General features: G+C 67.6%; 20 protein-coding genes. 4 read left to right on the top strand and 16 right to left on the bottom strand.

Annotation, left to right across the window (positions count from 1 at the left end; genetic code table 11):
• Nucleotides 1-8: 8 nt before the first annotated feature.
• The 3 genes from lspA to ACFSC3_RS07020 all read left to right on the top strand — a co-directional run bounded on the left by lspA (nt 9) and on the right by ACFSC3_RS07020 (nt 2,331).
• Nucleotides 9-512, top strand: a complete 504-nt coding sequence (lspA, locus tag ACFSC3_RS07030) for a signal peptidase II (RefSeq protein ID WP_380939709.1) — start codon at nt 9-11, stop codon at nt 510-512.
• A 2-nt stretch (nt 513-514) separates the two neighbouring features.
• A complete protein-coding gene (locus ACFSC3_RS07025; RefSeq protein WP_380939708.1) occupies nt 515-922 on the top strand; it encodes a DUF3035 domain-containing protein in 408 nt (135 codons plus the stop codon).
• 131 nt (nt 923-1,053) lie between these two features.
• Entirely contained in the window at nt 1,054-2,331 is a 1,278-nt protein-coding gene (locus ACFSC3_RS07020) for a dicarboxylate/amino acid:cation symporter (RefSeq protein ID WP_380939707.1), read from the top strand.
• A gap of 13 nt (nt 2,332-2,344) precedes the next feature.
• On the opposite strand, the gene ACFSC3_RS07015 is transcribed toward ACFSC3_RS07020, so the two are convergent.
• From ACFSC3_RS07015 to thiL, 15 genes are all read right to left on the bottom strand, one after another.
• The gene (locus ACFSC3_RS07015; RefSeq protein ID WP_380939706.1) at nt 2,345-2,863 is read right to left on the bottom strand and encodes a DUF2306 domain-containing protein; all 519 of its coding nucleotides are present in this window, start codon (nt 2,861-2,863) and stop codon (nt 2,345-2,347) included.
• Nucleotides 2,864-3,103: 240 nt separating this feature from the next.
• Complete coding sequence (locus ACFSC3_RS07010) at nt 3,104-3,502, bottom strand: hypothetical protein (protein ID WP_380939705.1); 399 nt, start codon at nt 3,500-3,502, stop codon at nt 3,104-3,106.
• 13 nt (nt 3,503-3,515) lie between these two features.
• Nucleotides 3,516-4,052, bottom strand: a complete 537-nt coding sequence (locus ACFSC3_RS07005) for a demethoxyubiquinone hydroxylase family protein (RefSeq protein ID WP_380939704.1) — start codon at nt 4,050-4,052, stop codon at nt 3,516-3,518.
• On the bottom strand, nt 4,049-4,525 hold the full coding sequence (locus tag ACFSC3_RS07000; protein ID WP_380939703.1) for a disulfide bond formation protein B: 477 nt from the start codon (nt 4,523-4,525) through the stop codon (nt 4,049-4,051). The genes ACFSC3_RS07005 and ACFSC3_RS07000 overlap by 4 nt, the downstream gene beginning before the upstream one ends.
• Before the next feature lie 135 nt (nt 4,526-4,660).
• Nucleotides 4,661-6,004 (bottom strand): S41 family peptidase, encoded by a 1,344-nt coding sequence (locus ACFSC3_RS06995; protein WP_380939702.1) that lies wholly within the window; start codon nt 6,002-6,004, stop codon nt 4,661-4,663.
• Between the two features lie 91 nt (nt 6,005-6,095).
• A complete protein-coding gene (locus ACFSC3_RS06990; RefSeq protein ID WP_380940873.1) occupies nt 6,096-7,178 on the bottom strand; it encodes a murein hydrolase activator EnvC family protein in 1,083 nt (360 codons plus the stop codon).
• 22 nt (nt 7,179-7,200) lie between these two features.
• The gene (locus ACFSC3_RS06985; protein WP_380939701.1) at nt 7,201-7,620 is read right to left on the bottom strand and encodes a 23S rRNA (pseudouridine(1915)-N(3))-methyltransferase RlmH; all 420 of its coding nucleotides are present in this window, start codon (nt 7,618-7,620) and stop codon (nt 7,201-7,203) included.
• On the bottom strand, nt 7,620-7,985 hold the full coding sequence (locus tag ACFSC3_RS06980) for a hypothetical protein (protein WP_380939700.1): 366 nt from the start codon (nt 7,983-7,985) through the stop codon (nt 7,620-7,622). The genes ACFSC3_RS06985 and ACFSC3_RS06980 overlap by 1 nt, the downstream gene beginning before the upstream one ends.
• A gap of 63 nt (nt 7,986-8,048) precedes the next feature.
• Complete coding sequence (gene rsfS / locus ACFSC3_RS06975; RefSeq protein WP_380939699.1) at nt 8,049-8,447, bottom strand: ribosome silencing factor; 399 nt, start codon at nt 8,445-8,447, stop codon at nt 8,049-8,051.
• A 2-nt stretch (nt 8,448-8,449) separates the two neighbouring features.
• Complete coding sequence (locus ACFSC3_RS06970; protein WP_380939698.1) at nt 8,450-9,082, bottom strand: nicotinate-nucleotide adenylyltransferase; 633 nt, start codon at nt 9,080-9,082, stop codon at nt 8,450-8,452.
• Nucleotides 9,083-9,089: 7 nt separating this feature from the next.
• Entirely contained in the window at nt 9,090-9,365 is a 276-nt protein-coding gene (locus ACFSC3_RS06965) for a type II toxin-antitoxin system RelE/ParE family toxin (RefSeq protein WP_380939697.1), read from the bottom strand.
• Nucleotides 9,353-9,616: a CopG family ribbon-helix-helix protein gene (locus ACFSC3_RS06960; protein WP_380939696.1), complete on the bottom strand. Its 264-nt coding sequence runs from the start codon at nt 9,614-9,616 to the stop codon at nt 9,353-9,355. The genes ACFSC3_RS06965 and ACFSC3_RS06960 overlap by 13 nt, the downstream gene beginning before the upstream one ends.
• A gap of 32 nt (nt 9,617-9,648) precedes the next feature.
• Nucleotides 9,649-10,692: an aldo/keto reductase gene (locus ACFSC3_RS06955; protein WP_380939695.1), complete on the bottom strand. Its 1,044-nt coding sequence runs from the start codon at nt 10,690-10,692 to the stop codon at nt 9,649-9,651.
• A gap of 227 nt (nt 10,693-10,919) precedes the next feature.
• Nucleotides 10,920-13,088: a sodium-translocating pyrophosphatase gene (locus tag ACFSC3_RS06950; protein WP_380939694.1), complete on the bottom strand. Its 2,169-nt coding sequence runs from the start codon at nt 13,086-13,088 to the stop codon at nt 10,920-10,922.
• 140 nt (nt 13,089-13,228) lie between these two features.
• Nucleotides 13,229-14,101 carry a thiamine-phosphate kinase gene (gene thiL / locus ACFSC3_RS06945; protein WP_380939693.1) on the bottom strand — a complete coding sequence of 291 codons (873 nt, stop codon included), beginning with the start codon at nt 14,099-14,101 and terminating at the stop codon, nt 13,229-13,231.
• Between the two features lie 623 nt (nt 14,102-14,724).
• On the opposite strand from thiL, the gene ACFSC3_RS06940 reads away from it, so the two are divergent.
• Complete coding sequence (locus ACFSC3_RS06940; protein WP_380939692.1) at nt 14,725-15,387, top strand: PEPxxWA-CTERM sorting domain-containing protein; 663 nt, start codon at nt 14,725-14,727, stop codon at nt 15,385-15,387.
• A 273-nt stretch (nt 15,388-15,660) separates the two neighbouring features.
• Here the strand turns inward: ACFSC3_RS06940 and ACFSC3_RS06935 are convergent.
• Nucleotides 15,661-17,889: YDG domain-containing protein (locus ACFSC3_RS06935; protein ID WP_380939691.1), on the bottom strand; the 2,229-nt coding region annotated here is incomplete at its 5' end.

Raw genomic sequence — 17,889 nt, 5'->3', positions numbered from 1 at the left:
AAGTGCAGATGCTTCGTTCCCGTACCCCCGGCTTCGCGCTCGCCGTCGCGATTTTCGCCATCGACCAGCTGATCAAGGCTTGGGTGACGGGGCCGATGGGCATCCGCCAGATCGGCGACGCGCGCGAGATCGTGTCATTCTTTGACCTTCGCTTCGTGCCGAATATCGGCATTTCGTTGGGGCTGCTGCCCGCCGATGGTCCCGTCACGCGCTGGGCGCTGGTCGCGCTGACCGGTGTCATCGCGATCGGCGTCGGCATCTGGATGTGGCGCGAGAAGGTGACGGGCGACATGCTCGCGCTGGCGCTCGTGCTTGGCGGCGCGATGGGTAACATCCTCGATCGGGTGCGGCTGGGCTATGTCGTCGACTATGCCGATCTGCACTTCGGCGAATGGCGCCCCTTTTTGGTCTTCAATGTCGCCGACGCCGCGATTACCATCGGTGTCGTGATCCTGCTCGTCCGTGCGCTGTTCGCGCCCAAGGCGGCCAAGCCGGGTCTTCAGGAGAAGTGAGAATGCGTAAGCTCGTCCTCGTCGCAATGACCGCCGTCGCCCTTGCCGGCTGCGGCCGCTCGGGCTTCGACCGTGCCCGTCCCGACGAGTTCGCCACCGCGCGCCAGGCGCCGCTGGTCATCCCGCCCGATTTCGCGTTGACCCCGCCGCAGCCGGGCGCCGCCCGCCCGCAGGACCAGAGCCCGTCCAGCCAGGCGCTGGACGCCCTGTTCGGCGGCCCGGCCCCACGGAGCCCGAGCGAGACGAGCGCCTTGTCGTCGGCCGGCCGCGACGTCGCCGACGCCGGCATCCGCGCCTCGGCCGGCGACCCGCAGACGGTGGTGGTCGACAAGGGAACGGTGACCCGTGACATCGTGGCCGCACCCGAAGGCGACGGCCAGGCCGCGCGCGTGTCGGCGGGCGGGCAGTAATCTCCTGATCTGTCAAAACCGTTCGTGCTGAGCTTGTCGAAGCACCGTCCTTCGTGCCGCGAGCGCACCGCGCGCGGGTCAAAGAGCGGCGCTTCGACAGGCTCAGCACGAACGGAGATAAGGGCGCTGGCGTGACCCTTTTCCGCCGCTGGTTCGCCATTCCCCTGTGGCAACGCGTGGTCGGCGGGCTCGTCATCGGCGTCCTGATCGGGCTGTTCGCACCGGCCGTCGCCCCCAGAATCGCGATTTTCGGCGACCTGTTCGTCCGTGCGATCCGGATGCTGGTCGTGCCGATCGTGCTCGTCACCATCGCCGCCGGGATCACCGCGCTTGGCGACGTGCGCAAGCTGGGCAGCGTCGGAGGGCGGACGGTCGCCTTCTTCGCGCTGACCACCTTGATCGCGGTCAGCGTCGGGATGGCGGCGGGGCTGATCCTGCGGCCGGGCGAGGGCGCCGCGCTGGCCGGAGTCGCACCGCACGTGCTGGGCGAGGCGGTGACGCCCTACGAGCAGCTGATCGGCATCGTCCCCACCAACATCGTCGAAGCGCTGGCGAAGGGCGACATGCTGGCGATCATCTTCGTCAGCATCCTGCTCGGTGTCGGCACGCTGGTCGCGGGCGAAGCGGGCGAGCCGGTCGCCCGCATGCTTCAGTCGCTGTCGGCAGTGCTGCTCAGGATCGTGCGGATCGTGATGGAGCTGACGCCGCTGGGTGTCCTCGCCCTCATCGCCAACGCGATCGCGACGGCGGGGCTGGGCGTGTTCGTCCATATCGGCTGGCTCGCGCTGTGCGTCGTACTCGCGTCGCTGTTCCAGATGGCGGTGGTCCATGCCGCACTTTTGCGCTTCGTCGCGCGGGTGTCGGTAACGCGCTTTTTCCGCAAGATCGTCGATGCGCTGGCGGTCGCCTTCTCCACCGCCTCGTCCTCCGCGACGCTGCCGGTGGCACTGCGGGTCGCGCAGGACCGGTTGGGCGTCGCGCGCGGGGTCGCCTCCACGGTGCTGCCGCTGGGGGCGAGCATCGGCAAGGATGGGACGGCGATGTATGTCGGGCTGCTGGGCCAGTTCTCGCTTCAGGCGCTCGGTATCGTGCCGGACGGCGTGATGCTGGCGACGATGCTGGCGACGGGCGCGCTCGCCGCGTTCGGGACCGCGCCGGTGCCCTCGGCATCGCTGTTCATGCTGACCGCGATGCTGGGCGCGGTCGGCGTGTCGGCCGAGCAGGTGGCGCTGGTCGTCGGTCTGGTCCTTCCCTTCGACCGGCTGCTCGACATGACCCGCACGGTGCCCAGCGCCAGTGCGAACCTGACCGTGGCGACCTGCGTCGCGCGGGGGGAAGGGGCGCTCGACGACGCGGTCTATCGGGGTGAGCGAACGGCGCCGATCGAGATGCCCGAACGCGCGCCGTAACACCGGGCGGTCGTCACCCGAACAGCCAATGGCCGAGCAGGCGGTTGAACGGGAAAGTGAAGAAGCCTGCGACCAGCAGTGCTCCCGTTACCAGCGCGCGCACGGCCCGGCGGTGGCGCTCCACCTGATGGGTTCGTGCGAGCCACCATAGCAGCGGCACCTGGAACAGCGTCCAGGCCGACAGGACGTGGATGAGACTCGGGCGGCCGTTCGCGATCTCGCGGATCAGGAACGACGATGCCGCGGTGGCGAGCATGGCGACGACCCAGATCGTGCCCACCGTGCGATGCCGGCGCGCACCGCGGCGGCCGAGCAACAGGACCGGAGTCAGCGCGACGGCGAGGGTGATCGTGGCGAGGTGAAGCCACACCGGTCCGGGCACGCGGTCGAACTGCTCGCGCCCACGCCACAGCGCGGCGAGGATGGCGATCAGGAGGATGACCGCGCCGCCGCTCAGGATGCGTTCGTAGGTGTCGGGTGCCAGGTTGCGCCGTGCTGGCGGCGCGTCCGCCTGTCCGATGATCGTCGCCATGTCCGCCCCCGGCTGCTTCCCGACACAGGCTAACCGGGGCACTGACACGGGGCAATGGCGCGTAGGGTCTACGGCGACGAACTATCCCGAACCCCGTTCGCCCTGAGCGAAGTCGAAGGGCAGCTCGGCATCGAGGGCTTCGACTGCGCTCAGCACGAACCGTTGGGCGAAGCCTTTGCGGGTTTAGGCTCCTCTAACGGCAACCTTCCGCTCTCTAGACACGAACGCGGCGAAGACCCCTCACTTCGGGATATAGGCGTTATCCTCGCGCTTCTTGGCCTCGATGATGCGCTTGTTATTCTGGATCTGCTGGCCCGCGCAGCCGATGCCGCCGCCGGGGCCGACCGCCGAGCAACTCCCGATCCCGCCGTTGCCGAGCGTCAGCGCCTGATCGACCCGCGTCGCCCACGCCTGATATTCCGGCTTGATCTCCGGCTGGCGGATTTCCTTGGGGATGCGGAACTGCTCGCTGGCGTCGCGACGCTGACAGACGACGATCTCGTCGCCGTCCTGATTTGTCGGGCATTTCTGGTCGCCGTACAGGATGACGACGCCGTTGATCGGAGCGTCCTGCGCGGCGGCCGGCGTCGCGGTGGCGGCGAGAGTCAGCCCGGCGGCGATCAGGATCGGTTTGAGCATCGTCAGGTCCTTCTCAAATGCGTTTGGCGACCGCGATCGCGGCGCGGCATCCCAGCCGGATCGCGGCCGAGAGCAGCGGATAGGCGGGCGCGTTTTCCGCCCCGCTGGCGAACGCGGTGTCGCGATGTTCGAGTTCCTCGTCGCGGAATCGCGCGACGGCGTCGGACAGTTCCGGGTCCTTGGTGCCGAGTTCGTCGAGTTGTGCGGCGTAATGCAGGTCGATCTCGGTTTCGACCGCCGCAGTGCAGGCCATTGCCGCCTCCGGCCCGATGGCGGCGGTGACGGCACCCAGCGCGAAGCCGGCGACGTGCCAGAATGGCTGGAACACGGTCGGCCGGACGCCACGCCGCGCGATCATCGCGTCGAAGAATTCGCGGTGGCGCTCTTCCTGCTCGGCCATATGCGCGACCTTGCGCCCAGCGGGCGAGCGATCCCCCAGGATCGCCAGCTGGCCGGCGTAAATGCGCGTCGCGCCATATTCGCCGGCCTGGTCGACACGGATCATCGCGTTCGTGCCCTCGCGGCGATCGCCCGGACGCCAGCGGGTCATCGCTTGACCGCCAGCAAGGCGACCACGCCGGCACCGACCAGCGAGATGATCGCGTTAAACCCGGCGAGCGAGATACCGGCAAAGGTCCATTGCGCGACGTCGCAGCGAATCATCGGGGCGTTCATGATCTGGGCCAGCATCTCTTCCGTACTTCCGGTCGGACGAACGGTCGAACTGCAGGTCGTGATCCCTTCCCACCAGCCATATTCGACCCCGGCATGAAAGACGCCGATCCCGCCGCTGATCGCGATCAGCAATGCGGCAAGCAGGACCAGGCCGCGGCGTGTCCCGCCGCTGGTGGCGAAGGCCAGCGCGGCGACGACGATCGCCGCATAATGCGGCCAGCGCTGCCAATGGCACATCTCGCACGGATAGAGCCCGCCGATATATTGCGAGCCGAGCGCCCCCGCCATCAGCGCGGCCGGGATTAAAAGCGCGAGGCGATTGGCGGTGACGAGCGGGCGGGCGGTCATCGAACCACACCGTTCGTGCTGAGCCGGTCGAAGCACCGTTCTTTGTGCCGCAAGGTCAGAGCGGGCGTATCGGAGTACGGTGCTTCGACAAGCTCAGCACGAACGGAGGTGGGGGCGCGCATCACTGAGTACCGCTCACCGCTTCGCCGTCACCGTCGGCGCCTTCGCCGGCGCCGCGCCGCCCAGCCGGCCGATCGTCTTCAGCGCGTAATCGAGCTGGAAGTCGGTCACGCCGGCCTTCTTCAGACCCTCCGCCGTCGCGGTGAAGCGCGGATCGTCGATCGTGTCTTCCTCCAGCGCCTTGTTGTCGACCTTGGCGGTGTTGATGAGGTGGCGGCGCAAATCGGCCTCGCGGAACACCGGGCGCGACTTGCGGTCGGGATCGGACAGTTGCGGCACGGCGATGTCGGGTTCGATCCCGCCCTCCTGCACCGACCGGCCTGATGGCGTGTAATAGCGCGCGGTCGTCAGGCGGAGCGCGGAATTCTCGCTCAGCGGCAGCAATGTCTGGACCGAGCCCTTGCCGAAGCTGCGCTCGCCCATCACCAGCGCGCGGTGGTGATCCTGAAGCGCGCCGGCGACGATCTCGGACGCAGAGGCCGTACCCGAATCGGTCAGGACGACGACCGGCAGGCCCTTCGCCAGATCGCCGGGCTTCGCATAATAGCGCTCGATATCGGTCTTCGCGCGACCGCGCTGCGATACGATTTCGCCATGGTCGAGGAACACGTCGCTGACCTCGATCGCCTGGGTCAGCAACCCGCCGCCATTGTCGCGCAGGTCGACGACATAGCCGAGCGGCGCATGGCCCAGCGATTTCTCGATCGCCATGATCGCGGCGCGGGTGTCGGCGCCGGTGTTGGCGCTGAACGTATTGATGTTGATGATGCCGATGCCGTTCTTGACCTCCCACTTCACCGGCTTCTGCACGATGACTTCTCGGACGAGGGTGACGTCGATCGGCTTGTCGCGGCCGGGGCGGACGAGGGTGATCGACACCTTGCTGCCCGGAGGGCCGCGCATGCCCTGAATCGCCTCGTCGAGCGACTGGCCGTAGATCAATGTGCCATTGATGTGGGTGATATAGTCGCCGGCCTTGATGCCTGCGCGATACGCCGGCGTATCCTCGGTCGGGGCGATGACCTTGACCGCGCCGTCCTCCATGCTGACCGTCAGGCCGAGGCCGCCGTAATTGCCCTCGGTCGCGATGCGCATATTGTCGAAATCGAGCGCGTCGACATAGCTCGAATGCGGGTCGAGCGCGGCGAGCATGCCCTGGATCGCACCCTTCATCAGCGTCTTGTCATCGACCTTGTCGACGTAATCCGCCTTCACCCGGTTGTAGATGTCCATGAACGTGTCGAGTTCGCGGTACGCACCGGTATCGACCTGCGCGAGCGCGGCGGTGGTCGCCGGCACGAGCGCGATGGTGCCGACAAGGGCGGCGGCTTGCAGGGCGGAGGCGAAGGGACGCGGCATCGATGTCCTGACGTACGGCGTGGAAACGGGTAAGATACAGGCTTGTAGCGAGCTTAGCAAAGCACGAGCGACGATGAACCGGGGCTGAGCATCACCCGATCAGTTGGGCCAGATCGACCGCCACGCCGCGGCGGCGGAGCTCGACGGTGACCCGCGGTGCCTCCGCCATCGCGGCGCGACCGATCGGCTGGCCCATGCGGACCGAATCGCCGGGTGCGAGATCGGCCGCGTCGAGGCCGGTGAGCGCGCTCGACCAGCCGCCCCCATGGTCGACGATGACGACGGTGCCATAGTCGCGGAAGCGCCGGGCGAAGACGATTCGTCCGGCGGCGGGGGCGAGGACGGGCGCACCGGCGGCGACGGCTAGGCTGAGCCCGCGTGAGCGCACGCCGGTGTCGGAGAGTTCGCCCAGCCCCTCGACGATCCGGCCGCGGACCGGCAGGCGATAGGGCGGCCGCGTGAAAGCAGGCGCCGCATCGCCGCCGCCCGGGCGGGGCAGCGGGCCGGCGAGGCTGACGAGCGACGCGCGGACATCGGCCGCCGCGGCGGTGGCGGCCATCATCCCGGCGAGGTCGCGCGCGCGCTCGCCAAGCGCGATCGCCTGCGGACTCTCGGTCCCGCCGCCAGTTGCGCCGCGCAACTTTTCCTCTCCCTGCAGCCGTGCGAGCGCCAGGCGACCAGACTGGAGCCGGGCATTGGCCTGGGTCAGCGCGGTAGCGGCCTCGGTCGCCCGAGCCCGCAGCGCACGGGTCTCAGCAAGGTCGCGGCGAAGCGACTCGGTGCGGGCCTGGACGATCGGCAGCATAGTGCCGAGCAGTGCGCGGGCGTGGACAATATCGTCGGTCGTCCCCGGCTGGAGGATGGTCAGCGCCGCCGGCCGCCGCGACAGCGCCTGGACCACGGCGACGAGGCGGGTGGCCGGCGCCTGCCGGACGGACAGACGGCGCGCTTCTTCGGCGAGTCGCTGGTCGGTCTCGGCGACCCGAGCCTGCGCCGCTGCGATGGTGGCTTCGGCGGCACGAATGCGCGCCGTGATCGCGGCCTCGCGCAGGCGGATCCGGCGTTCGGCATCGGGCTCGGCATCGGCCTGGCGTTCGAGCGCGGTGGCGCGCGCAGCGGCGGCGGCGGCGATCCGGTCTGCGCGCGGGGCGTCGGCCGCGCCCAGCAGCAACATCGCCACGGCGGCAAGGGCTAGTCTAGCCCTCGCGATGATAGGGGTGACCCGAAAGGATCGCGGTCGCCCGCCACAATTGCTCGGCAAGCATCGCGCGCGCCAGCATGTGCGGCCATGTCAGCCGCCCGAACGACAACAGCATGTCGGCCTGCGCGCGCTGGGCATCGTCGAAGCCGTCGGCCGCACCGATCAGGAACCGGCACTCGCGTACCCCGTCGTCGCGCCACCGTCCGATCCTTTGCGCGAAGGCGACCGACCCCGGCGTCTCGCCCGTCTCGTCGAGCATCACGATCCGCGCGCCGGCCGCGTCCGGCATCTTGCCGCCGGTATCGGGCAGTTCGGTAACCTTCACCGGCCAGCCGATCCGCTTCAGATAGCGATCGACCAACTCCCCTTCCGGACTCCGGCCAATCCGTCCACGTGCGACAATGTGAAGGAGCATCAGCGCAGTTCCGATCGACGATACGGGCGATGTCGTCCGATCCGTCGGGCGTCGGCGTGTGGCAAGCGCGTCTCGAACCGTCGCACTTCGTCCTTTGCCTCCGCATCGCCGGCGTCGGCCGCGCGCCGCAGCCAGTGCCGATAGGACGCCAGCTGTCCGCGATTGAAGGCGTCGATCGCACGGTTGTACGCGGCGACAGGGCTGCCTAGGCGCCAAGCGCGCCGATAGTCGAGGCGGGCTTTCATGGGCCGTTCGTCGCCTTCGACATCGGCCAGCACCGTCAGCGCCTCGGGCATGCGTCGAAGTGCCAAGCGCCGGATGATCGGCAGCCAGAAGCCGTTCGCCCGGCCATCGCGAATGTTCACGGCGCGGACATAGGCACGCTCGTGTTGCGTGACCTTCTCAAGACTGGGCCGCAAGGAGCGACCTCAGTTCAGCTCGCCGGCCGGCGTGTCGCCGAAGCCCCACATCCGTTCCAGATTGTAGAAGCTGCGCACTTCGGGACGGAACAGATGGATGATGACGTCGCCGGCATCGATCAGCACCCAGTCGGCGTTGGGCAGGCCCTCGATGCGCGCGGTGCGGCGGAACTCGGTCTTGATCTTCTCGGCCAGCTTGTTCGCCATCGACGCGACCTGGCGGGTCGAGCGGCCGGAGGCGACGACCATGTAATCCGCGATCGACGACTTGCCGGCGAGCGGGATCGAGACGGTGTCGACCGCCTGATCGTCCTCCAGGCTCGACAGGATGAGTGCGTGCAGCGCCTCTGCGCTGTCGGCGTCGGCAGCCTGGGCGTTATCGGGGGCGGCGGTGGGGGTGGTGGCCAAGATTACTCCAGTATCGGGTTGGTATGCCGTGCGGGCGACAGGGCACGCGTCGGCGTCAGATGCCAGTTCGGCGAAGCGGCGCGCACCGCGGTTGCGGAGGTCGGATCGGGGCGGAAGCGCAAGAGCACGAGCGCCGGCGGACTCCATTCGGTCCAGTGTTTCGCGTGTGACGTCGGTCGCCGGAAGCGCCGCAGCCAGGCCATCGCCGGACCCGCGAGGGCAGCTCCGTCATACCCCGGACGCGCGATGACCGCAATCGGCATCTCCCGCGCGATCGCGCGCCACGCCCGCCAGCGATGAAATCCGGCTAGATTGTCCGCCCCCATCAGCCAGATGAAGTCGTTCGCCGGATAGCGTCGCTTGAGCGCGCGGAGCGTGTCGATCGTATAGCGCGTGCCGAGCTTCGCTTCGATCGCCGTTGCCCGGATCGGCGCGTGGCGCGCCATCCGTCGCGCGGAGCCGAGGCGAGCGGCAAGCGGCGCCATGTCCGACGCGCCCGCCTTCAGCGGATTGCCGGGCGACACCAGCCACCACGCCTCGTCCAGCCCCAATGCCCGGACCGCGGCGAGGGTGATCCTGCGGTGCCCGCGATGGGCGGGATTGAAGGACCCGCCGAGGAGGCCGATGCGGGTCATCGCGGCGTCACCAATCCTGGCGTTCGTGGTGGACGCGAACGACAATGACGTCATCTCCGACGAGCCGATAGACGATTACATATCGTGAGTCCGAAACATGGACGACACGTAAGCCATCGAGGCCGGGCCGACCGCCGCGGGGGAAGGTCGACAACCATTCCGCACGCTCGCGAATGGCGCGGATCGTCGCCAATGTATGGCGGGGCGGGCGATGTTCGGTCAGCCAGGCGTCGATACGGTCGAGGTCGAGCGACGCCGGAATCGACCAGATCAGTCGCGGCATCGCGCCTCGTGCCTGGCGATCATCGCATCGAGTTTCGCCATCACTTCCTCGTGCGTGACGAACTCGCCGCGATCCAGCGCATCGATACCGACCTGGAGGAACGCCCGGTAGTCGGCCTCGCTCTCGGCGACGCGACGAATGGCCTCCGCTGCGAAGTCCTCGACCGAACGCCCCTGTTCGCCGGCCAGCCGCTCGACGATCGAGAAGGTCTCGGCGTCCAGCGCGGCGGTGATGTGCGACAGCGCATTCATGGGCGGGAAGGTAACCCGACGCGCGATGCCCTTCAACCCTTCGCCGGCGGCATACCGGCCATCGCGCCGCGGCGGTACTCGCCCTGGCGTTCGATCATCCAGCCGGGATATTCGGGGGTCAGCCGGCTCGCCGCATCGAGCGTCGCGAGGTCGTCGGTATCCAGCATCACGTCGATCGCGGCGAGATTGTCCTCCAGCTGCTCGACGCGCTTGGCGCCGACGATGACGCTGGTGACTACTGGGCGGTGCAGCAGCCAGGCGAGCGCGATGCGGGCGATCGACACGCCCTTGGCCTTGGCGATCCCATCCATCGCGTCGAGCACCGCATCGCCGCGCACCATGTCGACCGGCGGGAAGTCGAAATTCGCGCGCCGGCCGTCCTTGTCCTGGCCGCCCCGATATTTGCCCGACAGATAGCCGCCGGCCAGCGGGCTCCAGACCATCAGCCCGAGCCCTTCGGATTCGAGCATCGGCACGACCTCACGCTCCAGGTCGCGGCCGACGATGGTGTAATAGCTCTGCACCGACTGGAACCGGCTCGCGCCCAGCCGTTCGGCGATGCCCAGCGCCTTGGCGATCTGCCACGCCGCCCAGTTCGACACGCCGACGTAGCGGACATGACCCTGCCGCACGAGGTCGTCGAGCGCGCGGACGGTTTCCTCGACCGGCGTCGCCGGGTCCCAGCCGTGGATCTGGTAAAGGTCGATGTGATCGGTGCCCAGCCGCTTCAGCGACGCCTTCACTTGGTCCATGATGTGCCCGCGCGAGGCGCCGCGGGCGTTGACGCCCTCGCTCATCGGGCCGAGAACCTTGGTGGCGAGCACGACATCCTCGCGCTTCAAGCCGAGGTTTCGGATCGCCTGGCCGGTAATCTCTTCCGACAGGCCGTTCGAATAGACGTTGGCGGTGTCGATGAAGTTCACCCCCGCCTCGACCGCGGTCCGCACCAGCGCATCGGCCTCGTCCTGCTGGACCTGGCCGACCGCCTTGAACATGCCCTCCCCGCCGAAGGTCATCGTGCCGAGGCAGAGTTCGGAGACGAACAGACCGGTGCGGCCGAGCGGATTGTAGCGCATGGGGGGAGCCTTCTTGCGGGAAAGAGTGACGGGTGCCTTCAGATAGGAACCCGATGCTCTGTCGCTAGGTGTGCCCTTAACCGTACAGGTGAATGCGCTCGGTGATGTGTCGCGACGCGGCAAAGCCGCGTCGTCGGTCGGGGGCGCTCTGCCGCCCCCGCCGGGGCACCCCGCAAAGTAATACTTTGCGGGGACCCCTCGGCCGGTCGCGCTTGTTGAGCGTCAGCTCAACCTGCGCTGCCAGCTAGTGCTGCCAGCAGCAGCAGCGCGACGATATTCGTGATCTTGATCATCGGGTTGACGGCCGGGCCGGCCGTATCCTTGTAAGGATCGCCCACCGTGTCGCCGGTGACCGCGGCCTTGTGGGCTTCCGAGCCCTTGCCGCCATGGTTGCCGTCTTCGATATATTTCTTGGCATTGTCCCACGCGCCGCCGCCGCTCGTCATCGAGATGGCGACGAACAGGCCCGAGACGATCACGCCGAGCAGCATCGCGCCGAGCGAGGCGAAGCCCTGCGCCTGTCCGGCCACAGCGGTCACGATGTAATAGACCGCGATCGGGCTGACGACCGGCAACAGCGAGGGGATGATCATCTCCTTGATCGCCGCGCGGGTCACGATGTCGACCGTGCGGCCGTAATTCGGCCGGCTGGTCCCCTGCATGATGCCCGGATTGTCGCGGAACTGGTCGCGGACGTCCTGCACCACGCTGCCCGCCGCGCGGCCGACCGCAGTCATGCCGAACGCGCCGAACAGATAGGGCAGCAGCGCGCCGAGCAGCAGCCCGACGATGACGTACGGATTGCTCAGCGAGAAATCGACCGTGACATCGGGAAAGAACTCCTTGAGGTCGGTCGTGTAGGCGCCGAACAGGACGAGGGCGGCGAGCGCGGCGGAGCCGATCGCATAGCCCTTGGTCACCGCCTTGGTCGTATTGCCGACCGCGTCCAGCGCATCGGTCCTGTGCCGCACGTCGTCGGGCAGGCCCGCCATCTCGGCGATGCCACCGGCATTGTCGGTGACCGGGCCATAGGCGTCGAGCGCAACCACCATGCCGGCCAGCGCCAGCAGCGCAGTCGCGGCGAAGGCCACGCCGATGATCCCCGCCAGCTGATATGTCGCGATCACCGCGACGACGATGACGAGCGTCGGCAGCGCGGTCGATTCCAGGCTGATCGCCAGGCCCTGGATGACGTTGGTGCCATGGCCGGTCTCCGACGCCTTGGCGATCGACTTGACCGGGCGATAGGCGGTGCCGGTGTAATATTCCGTGATCCAGACCAGCAGCCCGGTCACCGCAAGGCCGATCATCATGCAGTAGAACAGGTCGAGCGCGGTGAACGCCTGTGTGCCGATCGCTTGTGCGCCCAGCACCGCTTCCGTCGTCAGCGTATCGGTGCCGCCTTCCAGGAAGCCTGCGCCGCCGATGACCGCATTCAGGTCGCCGAACGCATATTGGAACACGCCGTAGATCGCGAGGACTGACAGGGCGACGGTGACCCAGAACCCTTTGTACAGCGCGCCCATGATCGAGCCCTTCGATCCCAGCCGCACGAAATAGGTGCCGATGATCGAGGTGATGATGCACACGCCGCCGACGAGCAGCGGGACCGACATCAGCGTCAGCAGCTCCGCCGACGACGCCTTCACCAGCAGCGCGATCGACACCATCGTCAGACCGATGGTCACGACATAGGTTTCGAACAGATCGGCGGCCATGCCGGCGCAGTCACCGACGTTGTCGCCGACATTGTCGGCGATGACCGCGGGGTTGCGGGGGTCGTCCTCCGGGATACCCGCCTCGACCTTGCCGACCAGGTCGGCGCCGACGTCGGCGGCCTTAGTGAAGATACCGCCGCCCAGCCGCGCGAAGATCGAGATGAGCGACGCGCCGAAGGCGAGCGCTGTCAGCGCCTCGATCACTTCGCGATCGTTCGGCGCGACGCCGGCCAGGTCGACCAGATACCAGAAGATGCCGGCGATCGAGAGCAGGCCGAGACCCGCCACCAACATGCCGGTGATCGCACCCGATCGGAACGCGAGCGTCAGCCCGCCCTGAAGCGACCCGCGCGCGGCTTCCGCAGTGCGGACGTTGGCGCGCACCGAGATGTGCATACCGACATAACCGGCGACGCCCGACAGGACCGCACCGATCAGGAAGCCGGCGAGCGAGACGGTGCCGAGCGTCAGGAACAGCACCGCCGCAACGACGACGCCGACGATGGCGATGGTGGTATATTGCCGGCCCAGATAGGCCTTGGCGCCTTCCTGAATGGCGGCGGCGATGTCCTGCATCCTGGCATCGCCCGCGGGGCTTTTCAGCACCTGCGAACTGGTGACGATGCCATAGAGTACGGCGATAATGCCGCACGCGATGGCCAGATATACGATGATCATAAGGCGATCCTCCCCTAATTCCTTCACGCAACGCGAATGCGGCTTACAGTCAGGAAACGGCCCGGCTCTTTGCGGTCGGGTCCGAGATCAAGGAGGGGAGGCTATAGGCGCGCTCGGGCGGGCGCAAGCACCCTGCGAAATCAGTCGTGTAGCCAGCCGAGACGATCGGGCAACGGCACCGGGACGCCGTCGTCGGTCAGCGTCAGGCCATGGCCGACGGCGAACCGACCGACCGCGGTCGCGGCGACCGGCGGCGTGACGCCGGGGGGGAGGGCGAAGAGCAGCTCGTAATCGTCGCCTGCCGTCGCCGCGGCGATCCGGTCGCCGCTCCATACGGCATAGGCGTCGGACAGCGGGATGCGCGTCAGATCGATCGCGACCGCGCATCCGCTGGCGCTCGCCATCCGGCCCGCGTCGATCAGCAGGCCATCGGACACGTCCATCATCGCGGTGACGAGCGGAGCGAGCGCAAGCCCTTCGACCAGCCGCGGCGTCGGGCGGCGATAGCGATCGCGCAAGCGCTCGGGACCGGCCGCGCCGCGGGCGATGGCGAGGCCGGCACCGGCGTCCCCGATCGTGCCCGTGACCCAGGCGATATCCCCGGGACGCGCGCCGCTCCGCATTGGAGCGATGGCCGCGCGGCCGATCGCGGTCAGCGCATAGGTCCGACCGCCCGACACCGTGTCGCCGCCAAGCAGGGCGCAGCCGAAATGACGCAGGGCCGTGTCCAAGCCATCGATGAAGGCGGCATCCCAGTCGCGGCTGTGGAGCGGCATGCCGAGCAGCACACCCTCGGGCGTCGCGCCCTTGGCGGCGAGGTCGGACAAATTGGTCGCCAGCAGTTTCCAGGCGACGTCGCCGGGCGGGTCGTCGGGCAGGAAATGCACGCCTTCGACCAGCAGGTCGGTCGTCAGCACGAACGAGTCCAGCCGCGCGGCATCGTCGGCCAGCCCCAGCGCGCCGGGATGAAGCGGCAGGCTGCGCAGTCGCCGGAGGATGTCGCTTTCGGCCATCCGTGGCCTTTTAGGCGAGATCGATACCGAAGACGAACCCGTCTCTGACGATCGACCTGGGACAGGTCGACTTCAGCCCATACCGGCCTGAAAATGGCGCTATTCCGCGCTTTCGGTGCTCACGTGTCCTTCAGCATACTTCGCTCCGGGTCACATCGCCTGTCGGGAAGGACGATCAGACGCCATTGTCCGCTCGCTGGTCCGACCATCACCGTCCGCGCCGACGCCAGGACGACGGGCGCGCCGTTTTGAGTAGTCCTCGCGATGGGGGTGTTGCCGCATTGCCCTATGCCGCAGCGATCCCGCCCCGGCGCCATATTTCGGTATGGTAAATGCCTTGTTTCGGGACAATGATAGTAGCGGCGTCTTCAAGTCATTTACGCCTGTGCGCGAATAACATAAGTTACGAGTCGGAACGGATCGGCAAAAAGTGTGTGAATTCTATCCCAGAACTGGATCGGTGACGGATGGCCTAGGGCGGCTGTTCGGTACTCGGCATGTATTTTCGGTCGGCTCGATGCATGAAATTCTACCCGCGGTTTTCCGTTTTTGCCGCGGAGACGACCATGCGGGATAAAATCGCGGGTTTCACACGTTTGCACGATTTGAAGAGGAGAGGTGTGATGAGGCGCACCACGACGGTGATGGGGTGCATCGGGCTGGCGATGGCGGCTGGCGTCATGGCCGGCGTGAACCCGTCCGTATTACGCCCGCCCGCTGCTGCCGAGGCGATGCCGTCGTTGCTTCCTGCCGCAAGCGCGGCCACGCCCGCAATCTCGCTGATGCAGGTGCTGATGGCGCGCAGCCCGGGTCGTCGCGGTCACATCCACGTCCTGACGAAGGTCAAGGCGTCGCCGCTGGCCATGACCAAGGCGCGTGGCCCGCGCGTGAGCAGTCAGATCGTCCGCCGTCCGCCGACCGGCGCGGCGGTGCTGCCGACGACCGCCATCGATCGGATCGCTGCCGTTCCTGTCGGCGAGGCGCCGCTTCCGATCGATGATATCGGCACCGCGGGAATCGATTTCAGCGACATCATCGACACGCCGGCACCGTCCGTTGCCGTCACCCCGGGACAACCCGGCGGTTCGGTCTTCCCCCTGACCCCGGTCGTGCCGCTTGCGCCCGTGACTTCCGGGGAGCCCACGACCCCGCTCACTCCGGCCGTCCCCCCGGTCCAGACCGCGGTCCCCGAACCGGCCACCTGGGCGATGATGCTCCTGGGCTTCGGCGCGATCGGCGCGAGCCTGCGTCGTCGCACGGGGCGATTGGTCGCGGCTGCCGCCTGATCGGCCGACGAAGGCTCATCCGCTCTTGCTGATTATCGCGGCCGCTGACAGCTGCCATGATGGGCAATAACGCTCCTCCCGAGCGAAGCCGCCGTATCGGCAGAGACGTTCGATGACAGCCGCCTGACCGTGCAGCGGTGTGTCGATCGGGGGGCGGACGTGATCACGCCTTAGTCCGTCCGCGAGGCCGGGACGAGATCGCCCAGATGCAAATAGACAGCGCCTGCCGATCCGGTGCGGATCGACAGGCGCTGTCGTAATCTACCTCTTCGATCAGTTGCCTACGTAATAGACCTTGTCACCAAGGTTTACCTGCGGGCGCGTCGTGCGATATTTCGATTTCGGCTTGTCGAGATCGGCCGTGGTGAACGACGGGCCACGTTCGGCCACCGTTTCACCCGTGGATTGCGGTGACGACGCAGCACCGTTGGTAGCGGACGACGACCCTGCGATCGGCTGGAACGTAACGGTCGTCGATGTCGGCAGCATCGCGCTGCCACCCGCCGAGAAACCGGTGGTGCCGGTCGACGTCACGCCGACGCCAACGTTTGTCAGCGAAGACAGGGTGTTGGTCACCCGCCGCACTTCTGCGGTCCGATTGGCGAGTGTGTTCGTCCCGCCTCCGGGTGCACCACCGGTCGAACCACCCGTGGACGAGCCTCCGGTCAAACCACCCGTGGACGAGCCGCCGGTCGAACCGCCCGTGGACGAGCCTCCGTTCGAACCACCCGTTGACGAGCCGCCAGTCGAACCACCCGTTGACGAGCCACCGGTCGAACCACCCGTGGACGAGCCACCGGTCGAACCACCCGTGGACGAACCTCCGGTCGAACCGCCGGTGGAAGAACCACCGTTCGAACCGCCCGTGGACGACCCGCCGGTCGAGCCACCCGTGGACGAGCCACCGTTCGAACCGCCCGTGGACGAGCCGCCAGTCGAGCCACCCGTGGACGTACCACCGGTCGAACCGCCGGTGGACGAGCCACCGGTCGAACCACCCGTTGACGAGCCGCCAGTCGAACCACCCGTCGACGAGCCGCCAGTCGAACCACCCGTCGACGAGCCACCGGTCGAACCACCCGTGGACGAGCCACCGGTCGAACCGCCCGTGGACGAGCCGCCAGTCGAACCACCCGTGGACGAGCCACCGGTAGAACCACCCGTCGACGAGCCACCGGTCGAACCACCCGTGGACGAGCCGCCAGTCGAACCACCCGTGGACGAGCCACCGGTCGAACCGCCCGTTGTCGAGCCGCCAGTCGAGCCGCCTGTGGAAGAGCCGCCAGTCGAACCGCCGGTGGAGGTGCCTCCGCCTGAGCCTTCCGTAGAGCTTCCACCGGTCGAGCCGCCGGTGGAGGTGCTACCACTGCCGCCTGCCGTACCGGATCCGCTTCCGGTGGTACCGGTCGATGCGGGTGCTCCGCAGGTGCCGGACGCGCCGCTCGTCCCGTTACAGGAAACTGGCATGGCGAATGTATTGCGGTCGGCGTTCAAGGAGATCGCGTTTGGCGCACTTAATTGGGCAGTTCCGGTCACCGACAGCGGTCGATCCTGAGTGATCGTGCCTGCTCCCGACGTGCCGGCGGCGATAGCCAGAGGCCCGTCGACGACCGTCGGTCCGTCCAGCGCCACATTGCCGCCTGCCGTGATCGAGAAGGTGCCTGTAACGTTGGTTTCGCCGGCGCGAACCGATCCCGCTGCGTTGATCGACAATCCGCCGCCGGCCGTGATCGACGTATAGGCCAGATTGCCGACCGTCTGATATAGCGTAACCGCGCCTGACATCGCCAAGGTCCCGCCCGATTGCTCGAACCCCTTGGAAGCCGTCACTGTTCCTGCACCGAAGATCGTGCCCTCGGTCTGGAGGAGGGTTCCGACAGAGAGGCTGCTAGCGATGTTCAGCCCACCGCTCATCATCGTCAGCGTCGTGGCGTTGCTACCTCCGCTCGTCAGCTGGTCCAGCGAAACGATGCCCGCGCCGTCCGGCGTGTCGAAGCGAACGTCGGCCCCCGCAGGCAGCGTGACGACCGCGACATTGGCACCGTCCGGCAAGGCACCGCCTGCCCAGTTGGCCGGGTCGAACCAATCACGACCGTTGCCGGCCCCGGTCCATGTCACGCTCGACAACCGCGTGATGGTGGCCGTCAGCGCGGTGGGCTGAACCAGGATATAGTTGGCGGCATCGGCGCCGACCAGCGTATAGCCGGTTCCAACGACGACCTTGTCCGTTCCCACGTGTCGATCGGCGAAGCTGGCGGTAACGCCGCCGGCGCTCAATGAGACGGTATCGCCGGTAACCGTGTCCACCGTACCGCCCGTAACGACCGCCGCAGTGTTGCCGTCATAGACCTTGTTCTGGGCGGTGACGCCGGTAACGGCTACCGTGGCCTTGCCGATATTGGCGGTCAGGCCGGTCGGCTGGGTCAGGTCGTAGTTGGCGGCATCGATGCCCGACAACGTGTAACCTGTCGCAATGACCGCCTTGCTCGTTCCCGCGGCCTT

Origin of the sequence: Sphingomonas floccifaciens (genome assembly GCF_042681125.1) — a bacterium.
Lineage (GTDB): Bacteria > Pseudomonadota > Alphaproteobacteria > Sphingomonadales > Sphingomonadaceae > Sphingomonas > Sphingomonas floccifaciens.
The sequence above is the reverse complement of the archived record's forward strand: the minus strand, read 5'-3'. Positions and strand labels throughout refer to the sequence as shown.

Excerpts from the sequence above, each read along its gene's own strand:
- ACFSC3_RS06990 (WP_380940873.1), bottom strand. The coding sequence starts at position 7,178 with ATGTTGCTGCTGGGCGCGGCCGACGCCCCGCGCGCAGACCGGATCGCC.
- thiL (WP_380939693.1), bottom strand. The coding sequence starts at position 14,101 with ATGGCCGAAAGCGACATCCTCCGGCGACTGCGCAGCCTGCCGCTTCAT.
- ACFSC3_RS06985 (WP_380939701.1), bottom strand. The coding sequence starts at position 7,620 with ATGCTCCTTCACATTGTCGCACGTGGACGGATTGGCCGGAGTCCGGAA.
- lspA (WP_380939709.1), top strand. The coding sequence starts at position 9 with ATGCTTCGTTCCCGTACCCCCGGCTTCGCGCTCGCCGTCGCGATTTTC.
- ACFSC3_RS07015 (WP_380939706.1), bottom strand. The coding sequence starts at position 2,863 with ATGGCGACGATCATCGGACAGGCGGACGCGCCGCCAGCACGGCGCAAC.
- ACFSC3_RS07025 (WP_380939708.1), top strand. The coding sequence starts at position 515 with ATGCGTAAGCTCGTCCTCGTCGCAATGACCGCCGTCGCCCTTGCCGGC.
- ACFSC3_RS06955 (WP_380939695.1), bottom strand. The coding sequence starts at position 10,692 with ATGCGCTACAATCCGCTCGGCCGCACCGGTCTGTTCGTCTCCGAACTC.
- ACFSC3_RS07000 (WP_380939703.1), bottom strand. The coding sequence starts at position 4,525 with ATGACCGCCCGCCCGCTCGTCACCGCCAATCGCCTCGCGCTTTTAATC.
- ACFSC3_RS06940 (WP_380939692.1), top strand. The coding sequence starts at position 14,725 with ATGAGGCGCACCACGACGGTGATGGGGTGCATCGGGCTGGCGATGGCG.
- ACFSC3_RS06970 (WP_380939698.1), bottom strand. The coding sequence starts at position 9,082 with ATGACCCGCATCGGCCTCCTCGGCGGGTCCTTCAATCCCGCCCATCGC.
- ACFSC3_RS07010 (WP_380939705.1), bottom strand. The coding sequence starts at position 3,502 with ATGCTCAAACCGATCCTGATCGCCGCCGGGCTGACTCTCGCCGCCACC.
- ACFSC3_RS06950 (WP_380939694.1), bottom strand. The coding sequence starts at position 13,088 with ATGATCATCGTATATCTGGCCATCGCGTGCGGCATTATCGCCGTACTC.
- ACFSC3_RS06995 (WP_380939702.1), bottom strand. The coding sequence starts at position 6,004 with ATGCCGCGTCCCTTCGCCTCCGCCCTGCAAGCCGCCGCCCTTGTCGGC.
- ACFSC3_RS07005 (WP_380939704.1), bottom strand. The coding sequence starts at position 4,052 with ATGACCCGCTGGCGTCCGGGCGATCGCCGCGAGGGCACGAACGCGATG.
- ACFSC3_RS06960 (WP_380939696.1), bottom strand. The coding sequence starts at position 9,616 with ATGAATGCGCTGTCGCACATCACCGCCGCGCTGGACGCCGAGACCTTC.
- ACFSC3_RS06965 (WP_380939697.1), bottom strand. The coding sequence starts at position 9,365 with ATGCCGCGACTGATCTGGTCGATTCCGGCGTCGCTCGACCTCGACCGT.